The following is a 12,723-nucleotide window of genomic DNA, read 5'->3' as shown; positions in this document are numbered from 1 at the left end:
GGCATCATCGTCGCCCTGCTGCGCTCAGGCCAAGCCTGGGATCCGCAGTACGCACGATAAACACAGTTGCTCATCCGACCTCCTTCGGAGGCCACCTTCTCCCGCAAGGGGAGAAGGGGAAACACTTCGCTCAGAACCGGCCGAACGACTCCGCCGACCTGAGGCGGATTCGGGCGGCGTGGTCCGGGCCGCTCAGGCAGACGCCGCGGTAGCGCGCCGGGACGTCGTGCCGGTCGGTGATCACGATCTCGAACGGGACCGGCCGCCCGCCCCTGGCGTCCGGCCGCCCCTCGCCGATCTTCAGGGCCTTGACCCGATCATATCGGGCGGTCAGCAGTTCCCCCCGGATGGCGGCGGCGCAGGCGTCGGCGGTGACGACGGGCGCGCCGCCAGCCAGGGCCGAGACCATCAGGACAATGATCATCGAACCGCTCCCTTTGATATACTCAGGAACGGTAAGTGTTCACGATGCTATACTCAGCTTAATTATTGTTCATTACGAATAATTTACAACCGAGATCCCGCCTATATACTGACCCAGCCGGCGCCGGAACCGACGCGCCGATCGCCCGAAGGAGACGCCCATGACCGACATCACCTACACCATCGTCGAACACGACGGCGGCTGGGCCTACAAGGTGGGCGAGGTGTTCTCCGAGACCTTCCGCACCCACGACGCGGCCCTGCACGCCGCCCAGCGCGCGGCCGGCGAGCAACGGGTGGCCGGCGAGGACACGGGCATCTCGTACGAGGACGAGCGCGGCCGCTGGCGCGACGAGCTGTCGGCCGGCGACGACCGTCCCACCACCCACGTGGTCGACGGCAAGAAATAGGCCTTCAGGCGGGCGCGCCCCCATCCTGGTCGACCTTGTCTTGATCGACCTTGTCCTGGTCGCCCTTGTCCTGATCGACGGTGTCGCGTCCGACCGTCATTCGCCGGGCCGAACCGTCCCAGACCTCGACCCGGACGCAGCTGCGGTGCTCGTCGAGCAGCCGGCGCGCGTGGGCCGCCGGGTCCTCGCCGCGCTCGAGCACGCGGACGTCGAGGAACGGCGAGCGCCCGTCGGCGGTCAAGGCCACGAAGGTGTAGGTCCGCCCCAGGATCGCGCCCCTCGATCGGGAAAGCGCCCCCTTGGGCTCTCCTTCGACCGATCCCAGGCTGGCGCCGTTCGCGCCGGACGTCGGTCGGGCGGCCGACATTGCGTTCCGGACGTCGTCCGGTGCTCCGCGACCCGCCGGCGGAGGACCCCCTCGGTCGGCTTCGCCGACAGCTCCCCCAGAGGGGGAGCAACTATCACAACGTAGATCCTCCCCCTCTGGGGGAGGTGGCCCGAAGGGCCGGAGGGGGCCGCGCGGCGGCGCCTTGATCGTCCGACAGGACTTCCCCCCCGATCCATGCTAAGCGCGCCCCAACGAAATTCACGAGAGTTCCATGGCCCTTAAAGTCGCCATCGTCGGCCTGCCCAATGTCGGCAAGTCCACCCTGTTCAACGCCCTGACCCAGACCGCGGCGGCCCAGGCCGCCAACTATCCGTTCTGCACGATCGAGCCCAACACCGGCGACGTGGCCGTGCCCGAGCCGCGCCTGGACGCCCTAGCCAAGATCGCCGGCTCCAAGGAGATCATCCCGGCCCGGATCACCTTCGTCGACATCGCCGGCCTGGTGCGCGGCGCGTCCAAGGGCGAGGGCCTGGGCAACCAGTTCCTGGCCAACATCCGCGACTGCGACGCCGTAGCCTTCGTGGCCCGCTGCTTCGAGGACGACGACATCACCCACGTCGAGGGCCGCATCGACCCGCTCAGCGATCTCGAGATCATCGAGATGGAGCTGATGCTGGCCGACCTGGAGAGCCTGGAAAAGCGCCTGCCGGCCATCGAGAAGAAGGCCAAGACCGGCGGCGACAAGGACGCGGCCAACACCCTGCGCCTGATCAACCTGGCCCTGGCCCAGCTGCGCGAGGGCCGCCCGGCCCGTTCGGCCAAGGTGGACCCGGACGACGAGAAGGCCTGGCACATGCTGCAGCTGCTGACCTCGCTGCCGGCCCTCTACGTCTGCAACGTCGATGAAGCCAGCGCCGACAAGGGCAACAAATACAGCGACCTGGTGACCGAGCGCGCCGCCAGGGACAACGCCAAGGCCGTGGTCATCTCGGCCCAGATCGAGAGCGAGATCGCCCTGCTCGACGCCGACGAGCGCGCCGAGTTCCTGGAAACCCTGGGCCTGGAGGAGCCGGGCCTGAACCGCCTGATCCGCGAGGCCTACAGCCTGCTGGGCCTGCAGACCTATTTCACGGTCGGACCCAAGGAGGCCCGCGCCTGGACCATCCATGTCGGCGACACCGGCCCGCAGGCGGCCGGCGTCATCCACACCGACTTCGAGAAGGGCTACATCCGCGCCGAGACCATCGCCTTCGACGACTTCGTCAAGCTGGGCGGCGAGGCCGGCGCCAAGGAAGCCGGCAAGATGCGGGCCGAGGGCAAGGACTACATCGTCAAGGACGGCGACGTGATGCACTTCCGGTTCAACGTCTAGCGAGATGAGCCGCCGCCGCCGCCGCGCCCTCCGGGCCTTCGCGGGGCCGGCGGCCCTGCTCGCCCTGGCGTGCACGGGCTGCGAAACGCAAACCCGGTCTCCTGTCGCCGGCGCGGCGGTCGCCGACCGCATCGTCGTCGAGAAGGCCGCCCATCGCATGACCCTGTTCGCGGGCGGACGGAAGCTGGCGACCTATCGCATCTCGCTGGGGCGGGGCGGCCTGGCGCCAAAGGTCCGCGAAGGCGACCGGCGCACGCCCGAGGGCGACTACCGGATCACGGGCCGCAATCCCCGCAGCGCCTATCACCTGTCGCTGCGGATCGGCTATCCGACCCCGGCCCAGAGCGCCCGGGCCCGGGCCGCCGGGATCGATCCCGGCGGCGACATCATGATCCACGGCCTGCCCAACGGGCGCGGCGGGATGGCCGCGCTCTTCCGGAACCAGGACTGGACCGACGGTTGCATCGCGGTGACCGACGCCGAGATGGACGAGATCTGGCGGCTGACCCGGGACGGGGCGGCGGTGAGGATCCTGCCTTGAACCCGAGGTCGGCGACTTGACGTCGCGAGAGGGACGCGCTTCCGATCCGTTCAGCCGCCCAGGAGCCCCAATGACCGACACCGTCACCCTGACCTCCGCCCGCGACGGCTTCGCCTTCTCCGCCCTCCACGCCCAGCCCGAGAGCCCGCGCAAGGGCGGGATCGTGGTGGTGCAGGAGATCTTCGGCCTCGACCAATATGTCCAGGCCGACGTCGCCCGCTGGTCGGCGCTGGGCTTCGAGGTGCTGGCCCCGTCGATCTTCGACCGTCGCGCCCCGGGCTACGTGGCCGAGCACGCACCGGCGGCCTTCGCGACCGGCGTCGGCCATGTGCAGGCGATCGGCCTGGAGCCGATGCTGTCGGACATCCAGGCCTGCATCGACCACCTGGCCCCGCGCGGCCCGGTGTTCGCGGTCGGCTACTGCCTGGGCGGCTCGCTGGTGTGGCTGGCGGCCGGCAAGCTGAAGGGCCTGGCCGCGGGTTCGGCCTATTACGGCAGCATGATCGCGGCCAACGCCGAGCAGCCCCTGAACGCGCCGGTGATCGTCCACCTGGGCCGCAAGGACGCCCACATCCCGGCCGACGCGGTGAAGGCCAGGCTCGCCGAGACCCATCCCGAGGTTCCGGTCCATATCTACGAAAACAGCGGCCACGGCTTCAACAACGACGGCCGGCCCGATTCCGACCTGGAGGACGCCAGGCTGGCCCGCCGTCGTTCGCTGGCGCTCTTCCAGGCGCACGGCGCGTGCTTGAAGCTTGCGTAGCAGCCAAAGTCGATACAACCTTGAGCCTAGGCAAGGACGTTGGGGGTCACATGACGAAGCTCGGTCACCTGTTCATCCTGGCCGCCGCCCTGGCGGCCGCCGGCTCGGCGCTGGCCCAGACGGTCCCGCCCCCGCCGACGCGGCCCTACGGCACCCAGCAGTACAACATGATGGAATACAGCCTGGTCAACCGGCCGACCGCCCGGCTCGTGCCGCGCGAGCCCGGCAATCCGATGGTTGTCAGGGCGGCCGCCAAGATCGCCGCCGAACTGCACGCGCCGTGCGAGGTGATCGACGCCGCGCCGCTCTCGACCCGTCCCAGCAGCAAGCCGGAATATGAGATCGCCTGCAAGGACGCCCTGGGCTGGATCATCAGCACGGGCCCCGACGGCAAGCCGCAGCTGAACGACTGCCTGGCGCTGGACACCGCGGCCCTGGCCGCCGGCAAGGCCTGGCCCAAGGGCATGGTCTGCTCGCTGCCCGACAACGCCGCTCCCGTCGCGGGGCTCAAGCCGCTGGCCGTCAAGGCCTCGCCGGCCTGCACGGTGGCCAACGGAACCTTCCTGGGCGGTGGCGGCGACCCGCCGATCCGGCGCTATGAGATCGCCTGCAAAGGCGGCAAGGGCTACATCGTCGACGCCCCGGCGCCGGGCTCGACCGCGACCCTGTCGTCGCTGTCCTGCGAGGAAGCCAAGACGGCCGGCGTGACCTGCACCCTGACCGACAAGAAGCATGGCTGAGGCCGGCGGCCGCATCGTCCTGACCACCACCGACGGCGCGCCGGTCGCCGCCTACCACGCTCCGCCCGGCGAGGCGCGGCGCGGCGGGTTGGTCATCCTGCACGCCATCTGGGGCGTCACCCCGCACATCCGCGAGCTCTCCGACACCCTGGCCGCGCAGGGCTACGAGGTGATCGCCCCCAGCCTGCTGGACGACGCCGACGCGCCGTTCCCGGCCGCCGACCTGGATCCGCCCAACCTGGACGCCCGCATGGCCCTGGGCCTGGCCAGCGGCTGGGGCGCGGCCGCCCTGCCCCGGGTCCAGGCGGCGATCGACCGGCTGGCCGGCGGCGGCAAGGTCTTCGCCATGGGCTTCTGCTTCGGCGGCACGACGGCCTGGCTGGCCTCGGCCCGCTGCACGGGCCTGACGGCGGTGTCCTGCTTCTACGGCGGCGACATCGCCGGCTATGCCGACGAACAGCCCAAGGTCCCGACCATCCTGCATTTCGGCCGCACCGACCCGCTGATCCCGATCAGCGACGTGGAAAAGATCACCGCCGCCCATCCCGACCTGCCCGTCTGGCTCTACGAGGCCGGCCACGCCTTCGTCGCCCCCAGCGGCCATCACGCCGACAGCGCCAGCCTGGCCATGCTGCGAACCCTGCAGCTGTTCCAGCGGGCTGGCGGGAGCAGGGGCGAGGCCTAGGGCCCGTACTTAATTGCGTGTCGGTGATACCCAAGCGAAATCAGCGCTCTAATTCGTTGTCATCCCGGAAAGCGCGTAGCGCTTGTCCGGGACCCAGGGGCCGGCGCGGTGCGCTCGCCCCTGGGTCCCGGCTCTACGGTCCGCCAGGCGGACCTTCGGCCGGGATGACAACTGAAAATCAACGATCCAATTGGGTCGGGACCGCACACCTAGCGACCTTGGCCAGAGATCGAGGCGCGGCGCCGTTCCGCCGTTTCCCCGGCGCGCAAACCTTGGCTAGGATCGCCGGATGCGTCGCGCCGCCTCCCTGTTGATCCCGTGCCTGCTGGTGGCGAGCGGCGGCCCGGCCCTGGCCGGCGAGACCGCCTGCTGGTTCGAGAACGGCGCGGTGGTCGTACCGGCCGCGATCGGGGACGTGGCCGGCGACTATGTGCTCGACCTCTCCGCGCCACGGACCCTGCTGCACGAGACCACCGCCCAGCGCGCCGGCCACGCCGAGACCGCCCTGACCCTGCCAGTCCTGGTGGCCGGCCAGCGAACCGCGGCGGCGGCGGTGACGGTGCGCGACCTGGACTATCGCAGCGTCGGCTTCCGGACCCCGATCATCGGGGTGATCGGGGCCGACGTCCTGGACCGCTACACCCTGACCCTGGACTTCTCGCCCTGCCGCCTGAGGCTGGAGCGCCCGGGCGGGCCGCGCCCCGTTCCGGCGGGCGGTTTGCCGGTGGCCATGGTCGGCGGCGTGCCGACGATCCTCGCGGCGGCCTCGAACGGCCTCCAGGGCGTCTCCGGGCCGTTCGCCCTGGACACGGCCTCGGCCGGCGGCGTGCGGGCCCGGGGGGCCGCCGACGGGCCGCGCCAGAAACCCGCCGGAACCCTGCGCGGCCTGTCGCTGGACGGCGCCCTGCGCCAGGGCCTGCCGGCCGTGGTGGCCGGCGACCTGCCCGACGGCGTGGTCGGGGCGATCGGCGTCCAGGTGCTGGCGGCCTACCGCCTGCGGCTGGACCCCAAGGCCCTGCGCCTGTGGCTGACCCCCATCCCCGCGAGCCGGTAGGCGGGACAAGAAAAAGGCCCGGCGTCGCCGCCGGGCCCCGATCTCTTCAGATCCGCGTGTCGCGATCAGTGCGACTCGTTCTTCCAGACCTTGCGGTAGCTGGCGTAGAGCAGCCCGGCGAACAGCACCAGGTAGATCAGCACGGCCAGACCGGTCTGCTTGCGCTCTTCCAGCTTGGGCTCGGCGGCCCACATCAGGAAGGCCGAGACGTCCTTGGCCTGCTGGTCCAGCGTCGACGGCGTGCCGTCGTCGAAGGTCACCTGGCCGGCTTTCAGCGGCGGGGCCATGGCGATGAAGCCGCCGGGCGGAACGTGCTCGGGATTGCCCGACCAGTACGAGGTCAGATCGCCCGCCATGTACTGGTTGTAGTGCTGGGTCGCGTCCACCTTCAGGCCGGGCGGCGGAGCCGCGTAGCCGGTGATGATGGAATAGATGTGGTTGGGGCCCTCTTCGCGAGCCTTGGCCAGCAGCGACATGTCCGGCGGCAGGGCGCCGCCGTTGCTGGCGCGCGCCGCGGCCTCGTTCGGGAACGGCGAGGGGAAGCGGTCGGCCGGAGTGGCCGGACGCTTGATCGCGTCGCCGGTCTCGTTGTCGATGTCGGCGACCTCGTAGTCCTTGGCGATCGCCTTGACGTACGGGTTGTCGTTCGAGTTCGGGTACTTCTTGTCGTAGAACGGACCGCCCCTGTCGCCGAGGTTGCGGAAGCTGACCAGGCTCATCGCGTGGCAGGCCGAGCAGACCTCGCGATAGACCTTGTAGCCGCGCTGCAGCTGGGCCTGGTCGTACTTGCCGAACATGCCATCGAACGACCAGTGGACTTCCTTGGCCGGCAGGGGATGACCGCTGGCCGCGGCCTGGCCGGCGGCGCCGGCCGTCAGGAGACCCGCGACCGCTGCGATGACGGAGAGTTTGCGCAGCATCGGGATCAGCCCTTCATTTCAGGCGCGGCGGTCGCTTCGGCCGGCACGGCGGCCGGGTGCGACAGGGCGGGAGAGGCGATGGAGTCCGGCACGGGCAGGGTCTTTTCGGTCAGGCCCAGCACCGGCAGGATCACCAGGAAGAAAGCGAAGTAGTACAGCGCGGCCACACGGCTGAGCCACACGAAGCTGTTCAGGTCCGACGCCATCAGCTGGAACGTGGTCAGGTGCGGGATGACCTGGTCGTCCGGCAGCTTGGCGCCGCAGACGCCCAGCACGCAGCAGGCGACGACGAAGATGAAGAAGTGGATCTTCGCGGTCGGGCGGTAGCGCATCGAGCGCACCTTCGACGTGTCCAGCCACGGCAGGGCGAACAGGCAGGCGATGGCGCCGAACATGGCCAGCACGCCCATCAGCTTGTCCGGGACGGCGCGCAGGATCGCGTAGAACGGCAGGAAGTACCATTCCGGCACGATGTGCGACGGCGTCACCAGCGGGTTGGCCGGGATGTAGTTGTCGGCGTGGCCCAGGGCGTTGGGCATGTAGAAGACGAAGAAGGCGAAGAGGATCAGGAAGACGCTCATCGCGAAGCCGTCCTTCACCGTCGCGTACGGGGTGAAGGGAAGGGTGTCGGCCTTCGACTTCGGCTCGACGCCGGTCGGGTTGTTCTGGCCGACCACGTGCAGGGCCCAGATGTGCAGGATCACCACGCCGGCGATCATGAAGGGCAGCAGGTAGTGCAGCGAGAAGAAGCGGTTCAGGGTCGGATTGTCGACCGCGAAGCCGCCCCACAGCCAGGTGGTGATGCTTTCGCCGACCAGCGGCAGGGCGCCGAACAGGTTGGTGATCACGACGGCGCCGTGGAACGACATCTGGCCCCAGGGCAGGACGTAGCCCATGAAGGCCGTGGCCATCATCAGCAGGTAGATCACGCAGCCCAGCAGCCACAGCACTTCGCGCGGCGCCTTGTAGGAGCCGTAGTAGAGGCCGCGGAGCATGTGGATGTAGACGGCGATGAAGAACATCGACGCGCCGTTGGCGTGCATGTAGCGGATCAGCCAGCCGTAGTTCACGTCGCGCATGATGTGCTCGACGCTGGCGAAGGCGTGGTCGGCGCTCGGGGTGTAGTGCATCACCAGGATGATGCCGGTGATCAGCTGCGAGGCCAGGCACAGCGACAGGATGCCGCCGAAGGTCCACCAATAGTTCAGGTTACGCGGCGTGGGGTAGTCGACGAAGCTGTCGTAGCCCAGGCGCACGATCGGCAGACGGGCGTCGAGCCAACGCTCGAAGCCGGTCTTGGGTTCGTAGGTCGAATGTCCGCTCATCTCGCTTAACCGATCTTGACCTTGGTGTCGGACAGGAAGGCGTATTCCGGAACCACCAGGTTCTTGGGCGCGGGGCCCTTACGGATACGACCCGAGGTGTCGTAGACCGAGCCGTGGCAGGGGCAGAACCAGCCGCCGTACTCGCCGCCGCCGAAGGTCGGGACGCAGCCGAGGTGAGTGCAGTTGCCGCCGACGATCAGCCACTGGGACTTGCCCGGCTTCACGCGGGCCGAATCCTTCTCGGGATCCTTCATCGACGCCGTGTCGTCCGCGACCGCCTTGGCGATCTCGGCCTTGGTGCGGTTGCGCACGAACAGCGGCTTGCCGCGCCACTTGACGACGACCTGCTGACCTTCGGGGACCTTGGTCACGTCGAATTCGATCGACGCCAGGGCCCGCGTGTCGGCGGAGGGGTTCATCTGGTCGATGAACGGCCACGCGATCGCGGCCGCGCCGCCGGCGGCGACCGCCATCGATGCGATGTAGATGAAATCCCGGCGGCTGGGGTCTTCCCCATGCGCCGGATCAGTTTTTGCGCCCACGGCGGTGTCGGCCACCCAAGTCACCCTTCGATGCCGCCGCGCCGCCAAAGACGGCCCGGCCTGGAGAAACGCCTGTCGGCGCATACTGTCTGGACCCGCAAGCGGGTCTTCGCCACAACAGGCAAAAGCGGATCGTCCTATCGGACGCGCGGACGAAGTCCGCAAGCCCTTTCGATTCGCAGCAAATGCCCCTGCTGGCTCTATGGTTGGTTCGCTTAGAATGCGGCTCGCGCTTTTTCAACCCGGCATTCCTCAGAACGTGGGGGCGGCGATCCGCCTGGGCGCCTGCCTGGGGGTGGGGCTGGACGTCATCGAGCCCTGCAGTTTCCCCTTGGACGACAAGAACTTGAAGCGCGCGGCCCTCGACTATGGTCCGTTGACGCACATGATCCGCCATGCGTCGTGGGCGGCCTTCCTCGCCGCGCCCGAACGTCGCGAGGGCCGATTGCTGCTGTTCACCACCAAGGCGACGGCGCCGTTCCACAAGTTCGACTTTCAGGCAGGCGACACCCTGTTGTTCGGCAACGAGAGCCGCGGCGCGCCACCGGAGGTTCACGAGGCCGCCTTCTCGCGCCTGACGATCCCCCTGCGCCCGGAGGCGCGATCGATGAACCTGGCGACCACGGCGGCCATGGCGCTGGGCGAGGCGCTGCGGCAGACGGACGGGTTTCCGGGGGACTAGGGGCCCTCCCCCTGTGGGGGAGGCGGCCGAAGGCCGGTGGGGGGAGTTATATGGCGCTCGATCCGGAGCACGACCACTTCCCTAGCACGCCCCCCCACCGTCGACTTCGTCGACACCTCCCCCACAGGGCAGGGGTATCGCATATGCCTCAAAACGGTTGTCATCCCGGACGAGCGCGTAGCGCGAAGATCCGGGACCGGGGCGTGAACGCAGGCGCTTTCGGCGGTCCCGGATCGGCGCTCGGCTCTGCCGAGCTTGTCCGGGATGACAGGTTTTTTCAGAGCAAATCCATATGCGACAGCCCTGCCCCACAGGGGGAGGATCTTGCTCCTTACGCGCTCCTGCGTATTTGCGCCCCACGCCGTGAACGCTTAATCGGCTTGCCATGACCGACGCACTCGATCTCGACCAGAAGAAAGCCGCCGCCCGCGCCTGGTTCGAAAGCCTGCGCGACCAGATCTGCGCGGAATTCGAGCGCCTGGAGGACGAGGCGCCGGCCGAGCTCTACGCCGGCGAGCCGGGGCGGTTCGTGCGCAAGCCCTGGGACCGGGAGGCCGGCGGCGGCGGGGTGATGTCGATGATGCACGGCCGGCTGTTCGAGAAGGTCGGCGTCCACGTCTCGACCGTGTTCGGAACCTTTACGCCCGAGATGGCGAAGACCATGCCCGGCGCGGCCGAGGACCCGCGGTTCTTCGCCACCGGGATCAGCCTGATCGCCCACATGCGCAGCCCGCGCGTGCCGGCCGTGCACATGAACACCCGCTTCATCGCCACCACCAAGAGCTGGTTCGGCGGCGGCGGCGACCTGACCCCCCTGCTCGGCTATCAGCGCCGGCAGGACTTCCCCGACGCGGTCGACTTCCACGCCGCCTACCAGCGCGCCTGCGACGCCCACGACCCGGCCTGGCACGCCAGGTACAAGGCCTGGTGCGACGAGTACTTCTTCCTGCCGCACCGCAACGAGCCGCGCGGGATCGGCGGCATCTTCTACGACCACCACGACAGCGGCGACTGGGCCCGCGACTTCGCCTTCACGCAGGACGTCGGCAAGGCGTTCCTGGAGATCTACCCGACCCTGGTGCGCCGCCGGATGGGCGAGGCCTGGACGGCCGAGGAGCGCGAGCAGCAGCTGGTGCAACGCGGCCGCTACGTGGAGTTCAACCTGCTCTACGACCGCGGCACGATGTTCGGCCTGAAGACTGGCGGCAACGTCGAGTCGATCCTCAGCTCGATGCCGCCCGAGGTGAAGTGGCCGTAGGGCGGCGGCTCATCTGCTTGCCCCCACCTGACCGCTGCGCGGTCTGTCCGCCCCCATAGGGGGCGGAGCCTAAAGCGCGAGGCTCTTCCCCCTCGGGGGAAGACGATCGCGAAGCGATCCGTAGGGGGCAAGGGCGCTCACGCCTAAGTCTCAGGCCTTCGGGCACTTGGCCCCCGTGTCGATCCAGGCCTGCACCAGCTCGCCGAACCGCGCCTGCGTCCCCGGCGCGGGGACCCGGCCGTCGCCCGGGTTCCAGGCCCAGCCGACCAGGTGGTCCTCGGCCATGTGGTGGTGGATCTCGGCCAGCGAGCGGCCGCCGTTTCGGGCCGGGTCCTTGATCTGGGCGCAGATGGCGCCCAGCGACTTGCCCTGCCAGGCCATCTCGGCCGGCGCCAGGGCCCATTTCGGATCGCCGGGGATCGACTTGATGTCCTGGCCCCAGGTCTGGACGTTGGCCGGGCCGTGGCAGGCGCCGCAGGGCAGGCCCACCGGCCCGTGACCGCTCTGACCGCCGACCATCGGCGGATTGTGCGGATGGCGGTCGTCGCCCTGGGTCGGGGCCCGCTGGACCGGGTGGCAGTTCATGCAGCGCGGGCTCTCGATCACCTTGCCGGCCTCGGTGAACAGGGCGACCGAGCGGGCGGCCGGATCCTTGATCGACACGAAGTCGGCGGCGCTCCTGAGGGTCTCGGACGGCGCGGTCGCGGGGGTGGCCGGGGCGTCGGCGCGGACGCTGGACAGCAGCGCCCCGCCGATCATCAACGCCCCGGCGGCAAGCACGATGGCGACGGCTCTCATGATCCTGGTCTCCCGCGTTTCAGCCCAAACGGCTGGCCCGCGGCCGAGGTTGCCAGTTTCAGCCGCCGCCGGCCAGAAAGGCTTCGATCCAGGCGCCCACCCGGGCCCGGTCGTTGGCCTGATCCAGGCTGGCGATGGCCGCGTCGGCCTGGGCGTCGGTGAACCGGCTGCCGCGCCGGACCTCGATCAGGGCCCGCGCATAGGCCGGGTCGAACTCGGGATGGAACTGCATCGAGAGGGCCGGCCGGTCGTCATAGACCAGGACGCCGGCGGGGGTGAAGGCGCTGCCGGCCACGGCGCGAGCGTTGGGCGGGATGACGATCACCTGGTCCTGGTGCGAGGCGGGAACAGCGACACGGGCCAGGTCGCGCTCCAGGTCCATCCACGGCTGCGGTTCGACCACGTCGTACCGGTGCAGGCCCACGCCCCAGCCCTTGTCCGACTTCACCACCTTGCCGCCGAACGCCTCGGCCATGACCTGGTGGCCGAAACAGACCCCGACCAGCGGCTGGTCACGAGCCTCGACCAGGAAGCCCTTCAGCGGTTCGATCCACGGCAGGTCGTCATAGACCCCGGCCGACGAGCCGGTGACGATGTAGGCGTCGCACTCGGCCGGATCGGCGGGCAGCAGGCCGGCCTGGACGTCGTAGACGGCGTAGTCGTGACCGGGTCCCAGCAGATCCTGGAACATCGCGGCGTAGCGCCCGAACGCGGGCTGCAGGGGCTCGGGCGGTTCGCCGGTCTCGAGCAGGCCGATCTTCATGGACGAGGTCTCCGGGAATGCTCGGCTTGATATAGGCGAACGGATTGAGGGCTCAACGCACCCCTAATCCGTTGTCATCCCGGAAGCCTCGCAGGGGCTGTCCGGGATCCAGGGGACTG

At 69.3% G+C, this 12,723-nt stretch carries 16 protein-coding genes and 1 pseudogene; 9 read left to right on the top strand and 8 right to left on the bottom strand.

Annotated elements, in window-relative coordinates:
* Nucleotides 1-130: 130 nt before the first annotated feature.
* A complete protein-coding gene (locus AC07NX_RS20830) occupies nt 131-424 on the bottom strand; it encodes a hypothetical protein (RefSeq protein ID WP_494644412.1) in 294 nt (97 codons plus the stop codon).
* 160 nt (nt 425-584) lie between these two features.
* Here AC07NX_RS20830 and AC07NX_RS20825 point away from each other — a divergent pair, with 160 nt between their 5' ends.
* Nucleotides 585-833 carry a DUF2188 domain-containing protein gene (locus AC07NX_RS20825; protein WP_494644410.1) on the top strand — a complete coding sequence of 83 codons (249 nt, stop codon included), beginning with the start codon at nt 585-587 and terminating at the stop codon, nt 831-833.
* A 4-nt stretch (nt 834-837) separates the two neighbouring features.
* Here AC07NX_RS20825 and AC07NX_RS20820 read toward each other — a convergent pair whose 3' ends face one another.
* On the bottom strand, nt 838-1,200 hold the full coding sequence (locus AC07NX_RS20820) for a hypothetical protein (protein ID WP_494644408.1): 363 nt from the start codon (nt 1,198-1,200) through the stop codon (nt 838-840).
* Nucleotides 1,201-1,432: 232 nt separating this feature from the next.
* Between AC07NX_RS20820 and ychF the strand changes: the two genes are divergently transcribed.
* The 5 genes from ychF (at nt 1,433) to AC07NX_RS20795 (ending at nt 5,262) form a co-directional block, all read left to right on the top strand.
* The gene (gene ychF, locus AC07NX_RS20815; protein ID WP_494644407.1) at nt 1,433-2,533 is read left to right on the top strand and encodes a redox-regulated ATPase YchF; all 1,101 of its coding nucleotides are present in this window, start codon (nt 1,433-1,435) and stop codon (nt 2,531-2,533) included.
* Between the two features lie 4 nt (nt 2,534-2,537).
* The gene (locus AC07NX_RS20810; RefSeq protein WP_494644406.1) at nt 2,538-3,074 is read left to right on the top strand and encodes a L,D-transpeptidase family protein; all 537 of its coding nucleotides are present in this window, start codon (nt 2,538-2,540) and stop codon (nt 3,072-3,074) included.
* A gap of 70 nt (nt 3,075-3,144) precedes the next feature.
* Entirely contained in the window at nt 3,145-3,837 is a 693-nt protein-coding gene (locus tag AC07NX_RS20805) for a dienelactone hydrolase family protein (RefSeq protein WP_494644404.1), read from the top strand.
* Nucleotides 3,838-3,887: 50 nt separating this feature from the next.
* Nucleotides 3,888-4,577: a hypothetical protein gene (locus AC07NX_RS20800; protein WP_494644403.1), complete on the top strand. Its 690-nt coding sequence runs from the start codon at nt 3,888-3,890 to the stop codon at nt 4,575-4,577.
* Nucleotides 4,570-5,262, top strand: coding sequence for a dienelactone hydrolase family protein (locus AC07NX_RS20795; RefSeq protein ID WP_494644401.1), 693 nt, complete (start codon nt 4,570-4,572; stop codon nt 5,260-5,262). The genes AC07NX_RS20800 and AC07NX_RS20795 overlap by 8 nt, the downstream gene beginning before the upstream one ends.
* 40 nt (nt 5,263-5,302) lie before the next feature.
* On the opposite strand, the pseudogene AC07NX_RS20790 reads toward AC07NX_RS20795, so the two are convergent.
* Nucleotides 5,303-5,471, bottom strand: a pseudogene (locus AC07NX_RS20790) (hypothetical protein).
* 80 nt (nt 5,472-5,551) lie between these two features.
* Here AC07NX_RS20790 and AC07NX_RS20785 point away from each other — a divergent pair.
* Complete coding sequence (locus AC07NX_RS20785) at nt 5,552-6,316, top strand: pepsin/retropepsin-like aspartic protease family protein (protein WP_494644399.1); 765 nt, start codon at nt 5,552-5,554, stop codon at nt 6,314-6,316.
* A 65-nt stretch (nt 6,317-6,381) separates the two neighbouring features.
* Here AC07NX_RS20785 and AC07NX_RS20780 read toward each other — a convergent pair whose 3' ends face one another.
* From AC07NX_RS20780 to petA, 3 genes are read right to left on the bottom strand one after another with little or no spacing between them, the layout of a single operon-like run.
* The gene (locus AC07NX_RS20780; RefSeq protein ID WP_494644397.1) at nt 6,382-7,236 is read right to left on the bottom strand and encodes a cytochrome c1; all 855 of its coding nucleotides are present in this window, start codon (nt 7,234-7,236) and stop codon (nt 6,382-6,384) included.
* Nucleotides 7,237-7,241: 5 nt separating this feature from the next.
* The gene (locus tag AC07NX_RS20775) at nt 7,242-8,561 is read right to left on the bottom strand and encodes a cytochrome b (RefSeq protein ID WP_494644396.1); all 1,320 of its coding nucleotides are present in this window, start codon (nt 8,559-8,561) and stop codon (nt 7,242-7,244) included.
* Nucleotides 8,562-8,566: 5 nt separating this feature from the next.
* Nucleotides 8,567-9,118 (bottom strand): ubiquinol-cytochrome c reductase iron-sulfur subunit, encoded by a 552-nt coding sequence (gene petA, locus AC07NX_RS20770; protein ID WP_035071707.1) that lies wholly within the window; start codon nt 9,116-9,118, stop codon nt 8,567-8,569.
* A gap of 205 nt (nt 9,119-9,323) precedes the next feature.
* On the opposite strand from petA, the gene AC07NX_RS20765 reads away from it, so the two are divergent.
* The gene (locus AC07NX_RS20765) at nt 9,324-9,785 is read left to right on the top strand and encodes a tRNA (cytidine(34)-2'-O)-methyltransferase (protein WP_494644394.1); all 462 of its coding nucleotides are present in this window, start codon (nt 9,324-9,326) and stop codon (nt 9,783-9,785) included.
* Nucleotides 9,786-10,170: 385 nt separating this feature from the next.
* Nucleotides 10,171-11,043 (top strand): oxygen-dependent coproporphyrinogen oxidase, encoded by an 873-nt coding sequence (gene hemF, locus AC07NX_RS20760; RefSeq protein WP_494644391.1) that lies wholly within the window; start codon nt 10,171-10,173, stop codon nt 11,041-11,043.
* Nucleotides 11,044-11,193: 150 nt separating this feature from the next.
* On the opposite strand, the gene AC07NX_RS20755 is transcribed toward hemF, so the two are convergent.
* On the bottom strand, nt 11,194-11,841 hold the full coding sequence (locus AC07NX_RS20755; RefSeq protein WP_494644390.1) for an Isoquinoline 1-oxidoreductase subunit: 648 nt from the start codon (nt 11,839-11,841) through the stop codon (nt 11,194-11,196).
* 58 nt (nt 11,842-11,899) lie between these two features.
* Complete coding sequence (locus tag AC07NX_RS20750; RefSeq protein WP_494644388.1) at nt 11,900-12,604, bottom strand: glutamine amidotransferase-related protein; 705 nt, start codon at nt 12,602-12,604, stop codon at nt 11,900-11,902.
* Between the last annotated feature and the right edge of the window lie 119 nt (nt 12,605-12,723).

Source organism: Caulobacter sp. GW821-FHT09A05, assembly GCF_059418465.1.
This window is presented reverse-complemented; position numbering and strand designations above follow the sequence as displayed.